The organism is Paraflavitalea speifideaquila, assembly GCF_032395985.1.
GTDB lineage: Bacteria > Bacteroidota > Bacteroidia > Chitinophagales > Chitinophagaceae > Paraflavitalea > Paraflavitalea speifideaquila.
On record NZ_CP135920.1, the window covers coordinates 7,532,589 to 7,550,187 of the forward strand.

Annotated in this window: 17 protein-coding genes and 2 pseudogenes; all 19 read left to right on the forward strand. The window is 45.8% G+C overall.

The window, feature by feature from the left end:
- The first annotated feature begins 122 nt into the window (after positions 1–122).
- The 19 genes and pseudogenes from RS881_RS51610 (at position 123) to RS881_RS51695 (ending at position 17,144) form a co-directional block, all read left to right on the forward strand.
- Positions 123–923 carry a baseplate J/gp47 family protein gene (locus tag RS881_RS51610; protein ID WP_315817944.1) on the forward strand — a complete coding sequence of 267 codons (801 nt, stop codon included), beginning with the start codon at positions 123–125 and terminating at the stop codon, positions 921–923.
- Positions 924–1,119: 196 nt separating this feature from the next.
- Positions 1,120–1,374 (forward strand): annotated as a pseudogene (locus RS881_RS62695) (hypothetical protein); the annotation flags it as partial.
- Between the two features lie 366 nt (positions 1,375–1,740).
- The gene (locus tag RS881_RS51615; RefSeq protein ID WP_315817945.1) at positions 1,741–3,276 is read left to right on the forward strand and encodes a baseplate J/gp47 family protein; all 1,536 of its coding nucleotides are present in this window, start codon (positions 1,741–1,743) and stop codon (positions 3,274–3,276) included.
- 22 nt (positions 3,277–3,298) lie between these two features.
- The gene (locus RS881_RS51620) at positions 3,299–4,246 is read left to right on the forward strand and encodes a hypothetical protein (protein WP_315817946.1); all 948 of its coding nucleotides are present in this window, start codon (positions 3,299–3,301) and stop codon (positions 4,244–4,246) included.
- Positions 4,236–4,670: a tail fiber domain-containing protein gene (locus RS881_RS51625; RefSeq protein WP_315817947.1), complete on the forward strand. Its 435-nt coding sequence runs from the start codon at positions 4,236–4,238 to the stop codon at positions 4,668–4,670. Before RS881_RS51620 ends, RS881_RS51625 begins: the two co-directional genes overlap by 11 nt.
- 9 nt (positions 4,671–4,679) lie before the next feature.
- Positions 4,680–6,377: a hypothetical protein gene (locus RS881_RS51630; protein WP_315817948.1), complete on the forward strand. Its 1,698-nt coding sequence runs from the start codon at positions 4,680–4,682 to the stop codon at positions 6,375–6,377.
- A 77-nt stretch (positions 6,378–6,454) separates the two neighbouring features.
- Positions 6,455–6,832, forward strand: a complete 378-nt coding sequence (locus tag RS881_RS51635; RefSeq protein ID WP_315817949.1) for a hypothetical protein — start codon at positions 6,455–6,457, stop codon at positions 6,830–6,832.
- Positions 6,833–6,912: 80 nt separating this feature from the next.
- A complete protein-coding gene (locus tag RS881_RS51640; RefSeq protein ID WP_315817950.1) occupies positions 6,913–7,560 on the forward strand; it encodes a hypothetical protein in 648 nt (215 codons plus the stop codon).
- 14 nt (positions 7,561–7,574) lie between these two features.
- Positions 7,575–9,110, forward strand: a complete 1,536-nt coding sequence (locus RS881_RS51645; RefSeq protein WP_315817951.1) for a contractile injection system tape measure protein — start codon at positions 7,575–7,577, stop codon at positions 9,108–9,110.
- A 26-nt stretch (positions 9,111–9,136) separates the two neighbouring features.
- Positions 9,137–9,661, forward strand: a pseudogene (locus RS881_RS51650) (contractile injection system tape measure protein); the annotation flags it as partial.
- Between the two features lie 38 nt (positions 9,662–9,699).
- Positions 9,700–10,410 (forward strand): hypothetical protein, encoded by a 711-nt coding sequence (locus tag RS881_RS51655; RefSeq protein WP_315817952.1) that lies wholly within the window; start codon positions 9,700–9,702, stop codon positions 10,408–10,410.
- 671 nt (positions 10,411–11,081) lie between these two features.
- On the forward strand, positions 11,082–11,552 hold the full coding sequence (locus RS881_RS51660; RefSeq protein ID WP_315824895.1) for an Ig-like domain-containing protein: 471 nt from the start codon (positions 11,082–11,084) through the stop codon (positions 11,550–11,552).
- A gap of 10 nt (positions 11,553–11,562) precedes the next feature.
- The gene (locus tag RS881_RS51665) at positions 11,563–11,940 is read left to right on the forward strand and encodes a hypothetical protein (protein WP_315817953.1); all 378 of its coding nucleotides are present in this window, start codon (positions 11,563–11,565) and stop codon (positions 11,938–11,940) included.
- A complete protein-coding gene (locus RS881_RS51670; protein ID WP_315817954.1) occupies positions 11,883–12,512 on the forward strand; it encodes an eCIS core domain-containing protein in 630 nt (209 codons plus the stop codon). The genes RS881_RS51665 and RS881_RS51670 overlap by 58 nt, the downstream gene beginning before the upstream one ends.
- A 795-nt stretch (positions 12,513–13,307) precedes the next feature.
- A complete protein-coding gene (locus RS881_RS51675; RefSeq protein WP_315817955.1) occupies positions 13,308–13,580 on the forward strand; it encodes a hypothetical protein in 273 nt (90 codons plus the stop codon).
- 245 nt (positions 13,581–13,825) lie between these two features.
- The gene (locus RS881_RS51680) at positions 13,826–14,161 is read left to right on the forward strand and encodes a hypothetical protein (RefSeq protein ID WP_315817956.1); all 336 of its coding nucleotides are present in this window, start codon (positions 13,826–13,828) and stop codon (positions 14,159–14,161) included.
- A gap of 325 nt (positions 14,162–14,486) precedes the next feature.
- Complete coding sequence (locus tag RS881_RS51685; protein WP_315817957.1) at positions 14,487–15,635, forward strand: eCIS core domain-containing protein; 1,149 nt, start codon at positions 14,487–14,489, stop codon at positions 15,633–15,635.
- An 88-nt stretch (positions 15,636–15,723) separates the two neighbouring features.
- A complete protein-coding gene (locus RS881_RS51690; RefSeq protein WP_315817958.1) occupies positions 15,724–16,182 on the forward strand; it encodes a hypothetical protein in 459 nt (152 codons plus the stop codon).
- The gene (locus RS881_RS51695) at positions 16,113–17,144 is read left to right on the forward strand and encodes an eCIS core domain-containing protein (RefSeq protein WP_315817959.1); all 1,032 of its coding nucleotides are present in this window, start codon (positions 16,113–16,115) and stop codon (positions 17,142–17,144) included. The genes RS881_RS51690 and RS881_RS51695 overlap by 70 nt, the downstream gene beginning before the upstream one ends.
- Positions 17,145–17,599 lie beyond the last annotated feature (455 nt).

Below are 17,599 nucleotides of genomic sequence, written 5' to 3' on the forward strand. Positions count from 1 at the left end.
TATCAGTATCTGCAAAGCACAGATGGTGTAAACCAATTGCAACGGAAATTGCTTGCATTGGATCCGGATTCTGTGCAACTCGATGGCCGGTCAAAAGTGATCTTATCTATTTTCTCTATCAGTTGTCGAAACAGATCAGCTTTTACGGTCTGTTCAATACACCTGAAGCAGACTGGTCTGGCTTCTTCAATTTTCTGAAGTCTGGTGGAAACATTATGGGTGATGACGAGCTAAACCAACTCATGGTTTCCAGAAATGACTGGCCACCACATCTGGCACTGTTAATGGCATTCCTGCGTTTGTACGCCATTGCGCAACAGGATATGAACCAACTGGTGACTAAACATCTCAATTATTATTATAAAAAGGTTTTACAATTAAATCCCAGGCCTGCTCAACCAGACAAGGTGCACGTAGTATTCGAATTGAACAAGTCCATAACCTCATATCGGCTGAAGCAGAAAGATGGGTTGTTAGATGCAGGCAAAGACAGCTCAGGAAAACCGCTAAGATATTCTCTGGATAATGAAATTGTAATTACTCATGCAGCTGTTAAGTCGCTGAGATCATTGTATTTCGATCAGCAGAACGGCCGCGCGATAGCATTTATAGCAAACAACGCAACTTTAGTGAAGTCTTCGCTTAGTAGCGGCTGGCGTCCATTTGGAACTTCGCAGCTTTCGATGGCTCCGGAAGTTAGAAATATGGTAGAAGCAAGGCTTGGATTCGCCATAGCATCGCCCGCGCTGCTTCTGGCGGAGGGCACACGCACAATAACGATAACCATCAATTTAACAGCCGCACCTGGCTTTTCGATAGATGATCTACCGTTTTTTTGCCTGCCTGCTTTGACATCTCTCTTACAGGAGATAAAGGATGGACGTCTCCTGTCTTCTTTCAGACTTATAAAAAGACACAAATGACATAACGCTTATACTTACGACAAATTTAACCGGGAAGGATGCTCCGGTGGTCCCTTATAACGATAAGTTGCACGGTGACGGATTTATTACCGGATGGCCTGTACTCCGCTGTGTTCTCAGACCGTATAGTTTTCAATTAGAATCTCTCGACAAGTTTGCCGTAAGCAGTGTTGACATCGAAGTAAGTGCTGATGGAATGAAAGATCTTGTGCTGCAAAATGATGAAAGCCTGCAACCTGTTAATAAGCCCATTCTGCCATTCACTTCATTTCCGCGTATTGGCAACAACTTTTACATAGGGAGTAGCGAGGCATTCAGCAAAACTGTAGAATCCATTACCGTAACATTAAATTGGCAGGATCCACCCGCCGACTTTCAGGCTTATTATGCAGGATACAATAACACTCAAATTAATTTCGGTCAGTTCACCTGTAACATGTATATATTGAGAGCAGGCGCTTTCCACATTATAACCGGGAATATTCAACCGCTTTTTGATGGAATTTCCAGTTCCAATCTGAGAAAAATCACAACAGAGGGATCCTTTTTTGAATCCGAAATACAGCAATCAGGTTATATCCGCGATCCGTATTTGGGTACTGTGAAGGAATACGCTCCAACAGTTTATCAGGGTTTTATTTCAATTCAATTGAGTGGACCCACACCGGGTGACATTGGAAACTCACCTTCCTATGCACCCTTCGAGGCTTTCGGGCATAGAGCTTTCCCAAGTATATATGCAGTTAAAGCTGTGAAGCTAAGCGCTCACCCTGATGATGACAGCATACTATTACCAAATCAACCTTACACGCCAACCTTGAAATCGGTTACTTTGGGTTATAAGGCGAAGGAAAGTTTTACGCCTTCACTACCGGATGGTGCCGATCAATTTTTCATACTTGATGCCTTTGGCAATGCCGAATGTAATGCCAATATTCCAGCCAGGCTTATCCCTGCATTACCTGTTCCTGCTGCTTCTATATCAGGCAACAAGGTTGGTGTGCTGTATGTAGGGATCAACAAGTGCCTGCCACCGCAAATCCTGCCACTTCTTTTTCAAATGGAAAGCGGCAGTATGCCAGGAAATGTCTTGTTAAGAAAAGAGAATATTACATGGAGCTACTTACTCGATAATACATGGCGGCCAATTGCTGCTCCCGATATACAACGCGACACCACCGGCACTTTTCAAAAGCCCGGGATCATTCAGGTTAGCGTGGCCCCGGATGCTGATCTATCGGCTACTTTAATGCCCCCAGGACTTTGCTGGTTGAAAGTAACCGCTCGCCAGAATGCTGACGGTGCAAGTGACGTTTTGGCGATTGTGGCGCAGGCTGCTTCAGCCACCAGGATAGTCAATGAGGGCGACGCTATCTCCACGCTGCTGCCCGGGACCATTAAGCAATTGGTTACAAAAGCATCGGCTATTAAAACAGTAAAACAGAACTATCCTTCCTTTGATGGTTTGGCTGCCGAAACGGATGCAGATTTTTATGTGCGCATCAGCGAACGGTTGAGACACCGCAACAGAACAGTAGCTGGCTGGGATTATGAGCGGATCGTGCTGCAGCAATTTCCCGGACTGTTCAAAGCAAAATGTCTTTCATATACTAACTACATAGATGACTTCAATAACCTTAAGCCGGGAAGCGTAAAACTGGTGGTTATTCCCGATGTGCGGCATGGAAATGTGGGAAATCTCCTGCAACCCACAAGCAATCTCGCTTACCTGGATGAAATCAGGCAATTCATTGTTGATAACAACCCTTCCCCATTTCTGACGGCCGACAAGGTGTACGTGTGCAACCCGGTCTATGAAACACTATTGGTTAATTGCAAAGTGGCTTTTATGACCGGAAAGGATCCGGGGTTTTACACGAACCAGTTGGAAGGGGATCTCCGTCGCTTTCTGAGTCCATGGGCTTATGAGGAAGGGAAAGACATTACGTTCGTCGGAAAAATATACCGGTCAGAGATCCTGGCCTTTATTGAAGGTCGCGACTATGTGGATCATGTTATAAATTTTCAGCTGTATCACCGTTTCCGGGGAACAGATACCACTTCCGGAATTGGTTGTATGATAATAGGTACGGATTTTATTGTTGGCATAAAACCTTCCGCCACCATTGCCAGCTCCGATGGATCAGGTACCTATGCCGGAACTACGATCGGAGTGGACTTTGTGATAGGCAATCCGGTTGATATTGCAACTGCCACCCGCCCCGATGCGATCCTGGCCTCCAATGTGACTCACCGTATTGATACTTTGCAGGAAGGCAGCTTTGAGTGCAGCGGTGTTACTTCTCTTGGAATCGGTGAGATGATCGTTGGATTAGACTTTATACCTATTTAATAATAATTTATAAAATGAAAATATGGCAGCAACGAAACTAAGCAGAACAACATTAGATAATCTATTCAGCGATGGAGAACGTCCAACCGGTGAGAATTTTGCCAGCGCCTGGTTGTCATTTATACATCAAGGTGAAGATGGATTGTCTTATGATGGCAAAAACCTGGTAGTAGCATCAACCACCGGCCTTACACTTGGAAATCCGGCCGGAGGCCCTGGTGGTGTACCCGGAACTTTGCGGTTCAATGGTTCCCATGTGCAGTACTACGATCCAGGCGTTAATGATTTCAAAGATATTTCCGGTGGCGCCGGCGCCTTTCTGCCTGTTGGTGCTGGTCCTGCAGTTTCGTTTGGTGGAGGCAATGTGGGGATCGGGAAGTTCGTTTCACCGTCACAACCTACTCATCGCCTCGAAGTGCCGCTTAATGCTAACACAGATGCGGGGCAGGAAGTATTATTGGGGAATCTCGTTGTTCACACGGGCCCGCTTGCGAAACCGGGAGCTTATATTGGTAATGCCGGAAATGCAAACGCACTAGCAACAAATCCCGGAGCATATGCCTTATTTCAGGATGCTGTTGGTAAAACAAAAATTAACGCGACCAATGCTCTTAACTCTGGATTATCATTAGCGATAAATGACGTCGATAAATTCCTGATTACAAGAGACGGGGATATTCAGCTTTTGCCAACAACAAGTATAGCCGTCAGCGGAAATATGAGTATTGGATCTGTTCTCCCGAATCAGGGACGTACAGTGTCCATCACTAATATAACTACAGGCGGTACAGGGTCCCCGGCGCTGACATTGGTGGGTGATAATAGCGGAAGCGCAACAGCAACTCCGGCATTACTTGTGAACGGTGGTGCGCAGAAAACTAATGGTGGTCTTTGGGGCGCAACATCCGACCAACGCGTAAAAAGATATTCGCTCATTCAACGAAGGATTGCAAAAGCTTTTGTTATTTGACCCCGTTGTGTACAAATTTAATGGTAAGGGTGGTACCGTTGATAATGGTATCGATTATATCGGTTTAATAGCTCAGGACGTCAAAAAGGTAATGCCAGAGTTAGTTATTTCGCAATTTCAAAAACTCAATCCTGAAGATTCGAAAGAAGAGGAGGTCTTAACACACGACTTAACTCCCTTGGTTTTTATGTTCATAAACGCCATTAAGGAACTTAATGACCGATTGGAAAAACTAGAAAAACCCAAAAAAATGAAAAACGACAAACCAGTAATTCATCTGGAACTGACCATTGATGAGGTCAATTTGGTATTAACTGCGCTGGGGCAATTGCCTTATGTGCAGGTAGTGGGAATGGTGGACAACATCAGGAAACAGGCAGAAACGCAATGGGTAGCAAAAGCAGAAGCAACCAACAACCATTAATGATGAAGCATGGATAATCCTGTCAAAATCAGCCTGAACAATTTGCTGCGAAACAGTAAAAATTTCAACTTTTTGCGGCAAGAAGGAATACAGCTTATTCAACAGCTTGCCGCTGCAACATGGACGAATCATAACCTGCATGATCCGGGCATCACCCTGCTTGAAACAGTATGCTATGCGCTTACAGAAGCCGGCCTGCAAGCTGGCGCCGATTCTACCTTTGACAGCAAAGAAGATATTTATACATATATAGCCAATTTGCTAACCAGTGGGCAGCAAACAACCCCGCAGGATTTTTTTACCTGTTCACAGGTTTTGCCCTCCTCCCCCGTATCTTTAACTGATTTTCAAAAAGTGCTGCTCGATCATCCGGTGATTAAGCGGGCATGGGTATCAGTTATTAGTGGAACTCCGGCAGGCAGGCTAAGTGTGTTGCAACAATTTAATTCGCAGATTAATAATATCACCACCAGTCCGGTAGCTGAAAGCAACGATCCCAATTCCAACATCCTTAGAACGGAAGTAACAGTATCAGCCAGTCAATACGAAATTGAAATCGCTTTCCCATATTGGGATGATCCGGAAGCGGCGCCTTTTCAGAACGATGTGACCATAACTGGTTTAGAGTTTAATCCCAACACAGCCAATCCATGGAAACCAATATCGGGAACGGATTCTTATTTTAGTTTCTTAAAATTTTTGTGGGATGGCACTCCTGCAACCTGGCCAATTGTTTTAAGAATTGTCAGTTCTTTGAACGGGGTATCTTCAACAACAAAGGATGCTATTTTAACGGCAACTGCCGCAAGCCTTATTACGCCATCACCAAATCCACCTTTGCTAAAGCAGTATAACCATAGAGTGATGATGGCATTTGAAGCCAGTCATCGCATCCGCAGTTATCTAAACAATTACCGCAATCTTTGCGAAACGTTTTCAACCTACCGTTCAGTCAGAATTCAGGAAGTAGCCATTTCAGCCATTATTGAAATGGGCGCAGGGACAGGCATTGAAAGCCTTCTTGCCAACATCTTCTATTCTGTTTATCAATACATTTCTCCGCAGGTATTTCCTCAATTGCTTTCCGATTTACGAAACAACCTACCGACCGAAACCATTTTCGAAGGACCATTGCTTAAACATGGCTTCATCCAGGATGCTCTACTTGCCAGTAATCTTCCATCTAAAACCCTGTATGTTTCTGACATCATTCGCCTCATTATGCAAATGGGGACCGGAACTGACATTCAAACAAGGGAAGATGAGGAGAACAGACCTGTGATTTCGGTAACCAATGTAAGCCTGTCACTTTACCTTGATAACAGAAGCATCACGACCAGCGCAAGAGATTGCCTGCAACTGATCAACAGCTCACGCTATATTCCGCAGCTCAGTTTGGAGAAATGCAACGTCACGGTAACACGTAACAATACCGTTGTAAGCTACGATTTAAACAAAGTGCTTGACCTTTATAATGAAAAGATCAACGCGGCCGATTTCACAAATGCCATTTCCCCAGATACGCCAACAGATATTCCTATACCACCGGGCGAAACTTTAGCCATTGGTGATTACTATTCCATGCAAAATGATCTACCTGTAACTTATGGTGTGGGTAAGGCAGGGACTCCTGTTGCCGCTTCGGTACAGCGGTTGGGTCAGGCCAAACAACTCCAGGGGTACTTATTCCTTTTGAGCAGGTTTTAGCTGGTTATTTTATGCAACTAGCTCATGTAAACGCCTTGTTCTCGGCTAATGCTACTGCCACTACAACGCTTTATCAATTGCCGCTCTATAACGTTCCGGCAGCGTCAGATCTGCTGTTGCCATTGGCGCCATCTTATACGAGCTGGGAGGATTTTATAAATGATGCCGATAATCCCTACAGGCAGATCCTGAAGAAATATCCGGAAACGGAAGATCAATTTTTAACCAGGCGACATCAAATGCTGGATCATTTGCTCGGAAGGCTGGGCGAAGACATGCAGGCCTTCTCATGGCTGATCTACCGGCAAAAATATTCCAATCCTGGCTCCTTAATGTCTTCAGCATCGCGTGCTCTGCTGCAATTAAAAGCTGATTATTATTACGCGCTTCCTGATCTTGAAAAAACCGTGCCCAGGCCTTTGGTCATCCCGCGTGGCGAAACAACCGCCTCGTAAAAATAATCCCTTCGCCCACTGGCTTTTCTTTTACGTGGCAAATACTTGATGAGAATGAAAACATAATTTTCCGGCAATCGGTGTCTGAAACAAATAAAATAAGTGCGGGAGCAACGGCTGAAGCCGCCATGGTGCTTGCCACTTCTGTATTAAATTATACCACTGAAGCTGATTCAAATGGATTTCAGCGAATTGCTTTACGCTGGGCGTCCGGAGAGCCATCGATCGCAATAAGCAACAGGACATATGCTACCGTGATCGATGCAGAAACCGATATTCCGGTAATACGGCAAATGGTGTTGAGTCTATGGCTGAAATACAGTCTTTCTTCACTGGAAGCGAGACTATATCATCTGCTCGGTATAAATATCAGGGGAGAACGCAGAAAACTGATTAACCCGGTCAGCGATTATTTTGATATATTTAATGCCGCGGCTCCCCCACCTTTTAGTAAGCAATTTCGCCTGCGGTCAACCACTAACCCCGGCAGTCCCGTTTTACTTGAATCTCAGAACACCTATTCCGACAATGTCGAGAACACGGCGATTTCCTTAGCCTCAGATGGTATAAATGATACAATAAAGTCCGGACTCTTTCCAGGTAATTTTTCTATAGATTCTTTTATAGTTTCACTGCATGATCCGGGCATAAGTCTTGTTCCCCGGCAAACATCATTGCCCAATCTCCGGTACCTTATGCTTCTGCTGAAGAAGCCCAGGCAGCTATAACCCAAATTCAGCAATTGCTTTACCGGTATTATAGCAATGAAGGATTCTATCTTATTGAACACATTCTTCTGTATCCTGTTTCAACCAGTGACACACCACTTGTTTTTCCTGATTCAGCATCTTCATGTCTTCCCACTTCACCTACAGGCATTCGATATTCATTACCCGATGACCCTTATTCATTTATCCTGACAATCGTTTTCCCTTCAGGCTATGCCCGGGATTTTGCCGATACGAGTAACCCACCATTGAAAAAGAAAACACAGCCCGATCGTTTTCGCGATCTGGAATTTCGCCAATACACCGAAGAAACGATCCGAAACTTTTGCCCTTCCCATATTCTTCCAATAGTGGTTTGGGCAGACACGGTTTTAGCCGGAACGAAATTAACGGATGGACCGATACTTTATCCTTGTTTTGATAATCTTGAATCGACTTACAGGGCATGGCTCGCCGCATTTTTTACTGACGATGTCGATCCAACGATCATCGCACCGCTACGGAACAATCTCGTAAACGTATTAAACCGAATTTTTCCGACAAGAATTGACATCGTGAAAAGCACAGCTAACCATATAATTCATAAGCAGACCATCGATATACGATTCGTCGACTTCACCACTATGAACTCCTGGGATGAGGCAAAACAGGCACGAACTGCTGAAGCGGTGCGCAGGTGTCTTGAACAGTGTTTCGAAGGCTATGATTCTACAAAAGAATATCTGACCATTGACAGGCTTGAGTTTGATTTGGGAGTATTCAGCACCGATCAGTTCCTGAGCAAAATGTCGGAAACACTCCACCGTGAATTGCACAAAATATTGAACTCCTACTCCATGACACCGAATGATTTTGAAGAGACTGAAACTACCGAAGAGGTTTCATCTATAAACCATTGGTCAGCTCATGGCGCAGATAAACAAACCGCAGGTCCCATTGTCAAAAATTCGGAGGTAACAGCCTTCCTGTTCTTTCTTCAGCGCGGCTATCTTCCATGGTGGTATTCGAATGAGCCGGCCTGGAAACCGGAATGGCTTCAACAATTAACCGAAGAAAATTGGCAGGAACTTCGAAATGGTCTTATAGTCCGGCAGGAGAATGAGGGTTATTATGAACCCGCTCTGCTAAGACTGATCTCTCAATACAGTGACGGATTCTTAACAAACTTGTTGAAGGGGTTGCAACTGAAAGAACCAGTTGAAAAAGCATGGAGCTGGCTTACGCGTGTTCATGAAACGTTGCAGAACGCAGCAATAAATTCTTTCCGGAATGAAAGCCCTCTTCCTTCATTCTCTGTTCTTCGGCGGCATTTCTGGAAAAACTGGATCAGTTTTGCTATAGGCAGGTCTTCCTTGCCGGAATTGGCAACTATGTTCGTTATTCCAGATCAACCTTCATTTATTGCCCATTTTTTACCAGAGATAACAAAGAATAATGAGTGGATGAATAGTATTCCTGAATGCTGGCATGGCGAATTAATAAGGTTAAAACAAAAAGAAGATAAAAATGAACCGGGGTTAAGCGATAGCAAAAAAGAGTCAACTATGTAGAAAGCAAAAAATTCAAAGAGCCTGAAAAAGCGGGCCGTACCGATAAAGGAGATTTCATAATTACTCCCGATTCAGGTCTTGTTTTGCTACACCCATTTTTACCTCGCTTATTTGAATATTGCAGCAGGGTGAATGAAAATAATTTTTTAAATGATGAGGCAAGAAACCGTGCAGTGAATATACTTCATTATTTGGCGGCAGGCGATGAAGAAGTTCCAGAATATGTATTGATGTTGCCCAAGCTGCTTTGCGGGATTCCGCCCGAGTGGCCGCTGGAACCGGCAGCGCCCCTTATCGACGCCGAAAAGGCAGCATGTGATGAGTTACTTGTTCAGGTGATCGGTCATTGGTCAGCGCTTCGGAATACTTCAATCGCTGCCCTACGCGAAACATTTTTGCAAAGGCAAGGAAAACTTTATTTCACCGATGAAGGATGGCGCCTTGAAGTGCAGCGAAAAACAGAAGACATTTTACTGAACCGCCTGCCCTGGGGATTTTCCATGATCAAATTCTCATGGATGCCCCGGCGATTATCTGTTGCCTGGGAATAAATTAGATACAATTCAGCTCTCAATAAATTAAAAATACAATGAAAAAGGAATCCAAAAACTACAAAGCACTTTATAGTAGATTTATATTACTGGTGATCTTTATGGCAATATTTGTGGACGGAATATTTGCTCAATGCGTGGAAAACATACCTGCCTCCTGTACATCCTGTGTGCATAGTGTAAACGTAACCCAGACTTGCTTTGCAGCTGGATGCTATGCAGCCCCGAGCCTGACAGATTTAAAAAACACGGGCGTTGGACCCGCCGCATCTGTAACCATTAACGCTACAGGTTTTGCAAAGGTCACGGCCGTGAAAATATCTGATATTAATATATATGATGCCGCTACACCATGCAACACGGTATCGGGCGGACATTACACGTCGTCATCAGCTTTTAACGACGCTCTCCTGGGCATCACTATCGCCGATGGCACAACCAGCACTACTATTACAGCTGTAGCCAATGCTTTAATAGGGTATCGTCTTAATTTCATAGTAAATGTTTATAACGGCGATGCGATTATCGCATCCCGGAGCTTTTTTACCAAGATGCCTTCGGCTACACTTATCGTTGGTGATACGCACATTACCACTGTTGACGGAGTTAAATACGATTTCAAGCCGTGGGCGAATTTGTCGCTTTGCGGGCCGACGGTGGTGACAACCTGGAAATTCAGACCCGCCAAACGGCCGTTGCCACAAGCGGCCCCGGAAATGATCCATACACCGGCCTCTCTACTTGTGTAAGTGTCAACACAGCGATTGCCGCTCGCGTTGGCAAGAGTCGCGTCACGTATCAACCGCGCATTGATGGAATTCCTGATTCGACTGGTATGGAACTTCGGGTCGACGGCAAGCTGACAGAACTTAGCGACAAAGGAATTGATCTTGGATCCGGTGGCCGCATCATGAAATCACCAGCCGGGGGTGGCGCCATCCAGATCGATTTCCCCGATGGCGCTTCTTTAGCTGTTACACCCGGCTATTGGTCCCCCTATAAACAGTGGTACCTCAATATATCTGTTAACAACACTACTGCAAGGATGGGAATTTCGGGTGCTATCGCTTATAATGATACTACTACTCCCGGAATTTCGCGGCGCACGAAAAGCTGGCTGCCGGCGCTTCCCGACGGGTCATCGGTTGGACCCATGCCGCAAGACATACATCAACGCTTCATAACACTCTACCAGCAATTTGCCGACGCCTGGCGCGTGACCGATTCAACGAGCCTCTTCGACTATGCACCCGGGAAATCAACTGCTATGTACACCGACAAAAACTGGCCAGCGGAGCATGCACAGTCTTGCAGCGTTGCAGGTCAAAATCCGAAGGCACCAATTGATCATGCTACTGCCGAGCAATTGACTAACGGCATTGCTGATCCCATCCTAAAGGCAAATGCGATTTACGATGTGATGATCACAGGGGAACCCACGTTCGCACAGACCTATTTACGCACCCAACAAATACAGACCAGTACAACAGCAATCCGGGTGTACAGTAGCAAAGACACAACAAAGTATGGGGATTCAGTAACCTTTACTGCGATTGTGGCACGAAAGTTTTCAATAAGCAAAGAGGTCCTGACCGGTTCTGTTGAGTTCACCGTAGATGGCAAGGATTTCGAACAGGTGAAACTCGATGCGAGCGGTAACGCCACACTAACTACGGCGTCTCTTACAAAAGGTCAGCACCAGATTGCTGCGAAGTTTATACCCGCATCTGGCAGCACGGTTTTTGCCAGCAGTAGCCTCGACGTAACCCACATAGTGATCGGAGACACTGGAGCCGGTTCGGTATTGCATCAATGGTGGTTTTGGTTGATAGTATTGTTTATTATTATTTCAATTGTCGCTGCACTGAGAAGGAAAAAGAAAAATCCTTAACAGGCCCGGAGTGCTTACATTCAAAATACAAATTTCTGAAAATGTCAGAGTCGATTACAACGTATATTGCCAGAAGTACTACTCCAGCTCGCTCCACTACGAGCGGTCAGAAATCGTTTTTCAGCCTAAACTCACCATCAATCAGCCCAATGATATTTATGAACAGGAAGCAGATGCAGTAGCAGATAAAGTGATGCGGATGACGGATAAGGATACTGTGCAAACAAAATTTTTCAAACCGGCTGTTTTATTCGTTCAACGTAAATGTACACATTGTGAGGCAGAAGAAAACAAATTGCAACGCAAAGAAAAAATGATGAAGAAACTGCTGTGGGCACCGAACTGGAAAATTATGTTTCAACCTTTGATCAGGGCGGTAACACTTTAGCGAGCCACAGCAAGACGCCGCAGATCCAGCAAAAACATAGTGGCTGTGCCGGGCAGGAAATACAACGGATGATGAGCGCTGGCGAAGAAGAGAAAGAGGAAGAAACGGTACAACGAAAGGCGGCCGATGGAAAAGAAGTCAATTCGAATTTGGAAAGCAGACTCACAAATCTGAGTGGCGGTCAGCCGTTGGCCGCATCGGCCCGCTCGTTCTTTGAGCCACGCTTTGGGCAGTCTTTTAGTGATATAAAAGTACACACCGGAGCGGATGCGAATCAAGCAGCGAGATCGATCAACGCAAGAGCCTATACACTGGGAAACCATATTGCCTTTGCCAGTGGTGAACATGATTTCAGTTCCGATTCCGGACGCCGGTTAATGGCACATGAACTTACTCATACCGTGCAACAATCTGTGGGCACTAAATCTGTGCAGCGAGGCAGGGCCGGAATATTGGGCGGGAAATGCTGTTTGAATGCGCCAAGAGTTGAATGGGCCCTGGTGGGTGCGGGTGTTTGGAAAAACTGGAACAAGGTCAGTGTACCGGCACAACGGAAGATGCTGACGGCATGACTTGTGGCGGTGGATTCTATCACGTGGACAACATGCAAACAGGCACCTGTTCAACCCCGCGGAACGATGATGCGACCTTTGCTCCGCGACGCTGGACACCGGGCTCGGCAGGCGCCGGTGCAACTTCGCCAACCGCCGAAGGGAGCACCGGAGGTGATACGCCACCTAACTACGTATATGACTCGGCGGCAACAGCAGCATGCCCGAATGGTGTCAGGACGATCTCGGTCGATATTGTCAGGTTGAATGGGGCTACCCTTTCTCCAGCGGCTCAGCTCGCCGGTGCCAACACTGTGTACAATGGTTGCTGCGTACAATTCGTCGCGGGCCAGACGCCGCCTCCAGAATCTCTCGCGGACACACAAAGTTTGCTTGGGGGCGACACGGACGTCGATCGCACACAAGGAGAGGGTTGCGGCAACGTAGGGGGTGAGGAGCAGGTGATGATCGACAGGCTCACAACTAAGTATGGGCTCTCCAGCAGGATGCGAGCATTTTTGTCGCTAGCTTTAGCCCAACTCAGGCTGCCGGGTACAGCATTCCCCCATATTGCGCAACCGGGGCCGAAGCTCCTTATGTCAATACCATTGTCCTACAAAACACTGCTTCATCATCTACTAATCCGCTCGCCCATGAATTCGGCCATATTCTCTTGAACAGTGGTAATCACACCACTTCACCCGATCTTATGGCGCCATCGGGGGCACTACGCTTAGTCCTACCGATTGTGCGACTGCTTACGCTAATGCGTAGGCGTGCCGGCAAAGACCTAAGCACGACAAAAAGATGTGTCAAATGACAACCAACAGTTTTATAGATGTTTCTGCCGACACGCATATGCTTTCCAGTGTCGCGATGATTGCCGAAGCAGCGGCATTGGCGGGTTCAGGCTTAGCCGCCGTTTTGGGTTGTGGCTCCTGTGGAGAAATTCCTATACGGCTGCTCAATCAAACGTTCGAAGTCGTTGACCTGGTAGATATTGACCGGGAAGCGCTGAGCATCGTCGACAGGCAATGTAAAGAATGGGTTGACCAAAAAATGCCTGCCAGTTTCACTGCGCTGATTTAACTGGGATAATTGCAAGAATCGGGCTTCGTGCCAGTGAACTTGTAGCGAAGGCCGTCAATCCCATCGCATGCCTGGAGCAGTTTGGAGTGTTGCTTGAGTCCACGCCACCTGAATTTTGGGTGCCTCCCCGAAGGCAACGTTATGATTTTCTGGTTTGTTCAACGGTATTAACCCAGCTTCAGGCGCTTGTGCGGGAGAGCGTAGAAAAGATTTACCTTGGGCGGTTCCCCGAATACGCACCAGCAATGTTAAAGCATAAGCCCTGGTGTAAATCTGTGTGGAACTTTGCCAGGAACCTGGAAGATGGCTTTATTAAACACCTCGGCACGCTTCTTAAACCGCAGGGCATCGTCTATCTTGCTGAAACAGTTCATGTGAGCTGGCTTACTCAACTGGATGAGCAATCCGTATCTACAGAAGGCAGATGGGTTACCCTTCGGACATCACGGCTTACTGATTACTTATGCCCGAGCGATACGATCATTAAGGAGCAACATTGGGACTGGCTGAGGGAAGACAAAGAAGGGGACTTTTGGGGAAGGCTCTATGACGTTCAGGCGGTTATTTATCGCGTTTCGTAATGCAGTAACAGTTGATGATTAGAAGTTGTCATGAAACACCCGGGAACAAGTTTTTTTAAAGCCGGGAGTGAACCTGCAATTTTGATCTTCCGGTCCCGATGATTTTTGTAGTTAATGGTAAAAAGTCAATAAATATAAATCAATGTACTGATGCAAAGCGCTTCTTCTATAGTAAGACAACAAGGTAAAGCCGCCGGATCCGCCTTTTCTAAAAAAAGAGTGTACCCCTTTTTTTAAATCTATTGTACAGCCCAAACTCACCATCAACCAGCCCAATGATATTTATGAACAGGAAGCAGATGCAGTAGCAGATAAAGTGATGCGGATGACGGATAAGGATACTGTGCAAGCTAAGTTTTTCAAACCGGCCAGCCTTCCGGTGCAGCGAAAGTGCTCTCATTGCGAAGAAGAAGAAAACAAAAAAGTGCAACGCAAGGAGATGAATCAGGAAACAATGCATGCCGATAAGGATTTTGAAAGCTATGTTGGCAATCTAGGCACTTCAGGACAACCATTGCCAAACGAAACCCGAAATTTTTATGAAGCTCGTTTTGGTTGTGATTTCAGCAAGGTAAAAGTTCATACCGATACGGTAGCGGCAAAGTCGGCCCAATCCATCAATGCACTGGCATATACCTCCGGCAATCATATTATATTCAAACAGGGGCAATATTCACCCGGCACTGAAGGAGGAAAGAAATTACTTGCACATGAACTCACACATGTTGCACAACAAGCGAAGGGCATGAAGACGGCGTCGATACAGCGGGATTGCTCAGATCCTGACTTTTGTACGCCATACCCAACTGCCGCGGAGGCTGCATCAGCCGAGTTGCGGTTGAGGAGTTATTATTTGCCAGCCGATGAAATGAAATTCGGTGCGGATTCACGAGTACTGTTTGAAAGTTATTTGAACAGGAGCCCCGGAGATAGTCTGTCTCCGGTAATTTTCAACAATCCGACTAATAACCTGGTTGATTCTTTTGCGAGTTCGAGAAACACTGCAGACGATCAGGATGCTGTAATTGATTTAGTCGGCAGTCGGTTGTCAAGGGTTCCGGGTGGACCGCTGCAAGATTTTACGCCGACGATGATGTCACTCGCTAACTTTTTGTCAGCCGCAGAAATGAATGACCGCCCGATAAATTATAGTAATCCATTTTCGATTGCAGGGCATGTAGCTGGTGGCATCGGAAGCAGTGATGCCGGCCCCGATTATCGGAAGATTACGTATGGAAATGTTACGCTGGAGAAAACGCCGTTGATTGGTTCTACCGGTTATGTTACGGTAGAAACAACGCTTCAGTATGAAGTATTCGATGCCGTAGATTTTTGTCCTGGCGATTGCGGTGCAGGGTTTGAGCAATATATAACAATTCCTATGAGCCGGTTGGAGGCTGGCGGTCAGGCTTATGACGTTCCATTTAAAGTCAATTTTACGGCTCCGTCAAGATCGAAGAGATTCTGGTATTAATAAACTATATGCCCGGAAGGCAAGCGATATTATACTCGTTTAATAAACCAAAACGATAGATTGCCATAACAATTCTAATAAGAATATAATGAAAAATATTTCTTTTATATCAAATATAGCCAAACGCACTTCACCACCTGCTATAGTTCCAAACAGCACCCCATTTTTCAAACCCACCATTCAACCCAAACTCACCATCAATCAACCCAATGACATTTATGAACAGGAAGCGGATGCAATGGCCGAAAAGGTAATGCGCATGCCTGGTAATGTTGCAACTAATAATTTCATTATTAAGCCTGCTATATCATCTATCCAGCGTAAATGTGCACATTGCGAAGAGGAAGAAAAGAAAGCACAGCTTAAAGAAAAGAACAACGGCGTTTCTGAGCCTTCGCAGGAAACAGAAAATTATATATATGCTCTTTCTGGTGGGCGAACGTTAAGTGAGCAGGAGCGAGATTTTTTGAACCAAGAATGGGTTATGACTTTAGTAATGTCAAAATTCACTCTGATACGGATGCAGTCAGATCAGCACAGTCAATAAATGCGCTGGCATACACTACGGGAAATAATATTGTGTTTAATGCAGGGCAATATAATTTCAGTACAGAAAGTGGTAAAAGATTGCTAGGGCATGAATTGACGCATGTAGTACAACAACAATCGGCAGGCCTGTCCGCAATTCAGCGCATGGCCCCATGTCCCCAACATCTTAATGATAACGATCCTGTGCCTTCCGGTTGGAGACTTTACCCGGGACCTACCGCCGTTTTTCATTGTGGATTCAGAACCATTTTAGAAAACCGGGCGCCCTCCCGCGACGATCCGATGAATGAATGTGTATATGACCACTCGGGCATTCTTGTGGATAACACGCATCCTTACGCGGGATGCAGGGGCACTCCCGATCAATATGATTCCAGTGCCAGCCGGGTAGATTGGATACTTCATGGCACGATCGACTCAGGAGGGGTAGTAAGAGAAGGTCTACCGGCCTTTATTACATCCAGAGTGTATGATATCAGTACAGCCATTTCAGCGGCCGTGTCAGCTATATCTGCCGGGGCGCAAACACTGCGCGGGCTGTCCAATGCGATCGGAACAGGGCTCGTGACAGCCGTGCTGACCGGACAAGCAATCTGCGATCCTGCAAACTGGATTTATCATAGCAGCGTTCCTATGAGAACAAGGCGGCATCTTAATGTAATAGGTGGCCTTCTTTCATCCATTTCCTTAAGCGGCAACCTCAATAATCTTATGAGTAATCTGACAAAGCCGCTGAGAGACTATCAGACAGCAAACCTTCTTGTTGAAATAAGTTCAGACATGAATATGGCCATGCAAAGCGGAGGTGATCCTACCAGGATCAGCCCGGCTGAAATAGGAGCAATGTCATTATTTCAATTTGTGGAATGGATGAGGTCACAGAGTTTTATCAGCTTTGCACGTCCGCCTGAGCAAATTGCACAGGAAACATTGCAGGCACTCTCATCGACGCAGCCTTAAATTTAATATAGCGATGACAGAAAAACTCGTTCATAATGTTGCCCAATCGCTGGTTTTATTACAAGAGACAATTCACCAGCGCTTTCGGGTCTTTATTCAAAAAAATGGAGAGGAAACTTTCAGGTTCCCCGAAATAAGACTGGAAAAGAATGAGTCACCACTTAGTCAATTTTTAATAGGCCACCAGGTGAATGTCGAAGAATTCATTATTTTATTCCTGGCGCTTGCTCCCAACCTGCAGCCGAATTTTTGGATACGATCGTTCAGCAATATTTACCCAACGGAGGCGAATTTCCCGAGATCGGCGGCGTTAAAGGGAATAATCATCGCGGTACTATACCTACCGGCGAAACAGCACTATTTATCATTGCCGGCAACGATATCAGTAACCGGCTCCAGCTTTCCGGCTATTTTTCAGCCGATCATTTCTTTGCCAAAGAAAATGTTTTGCAACT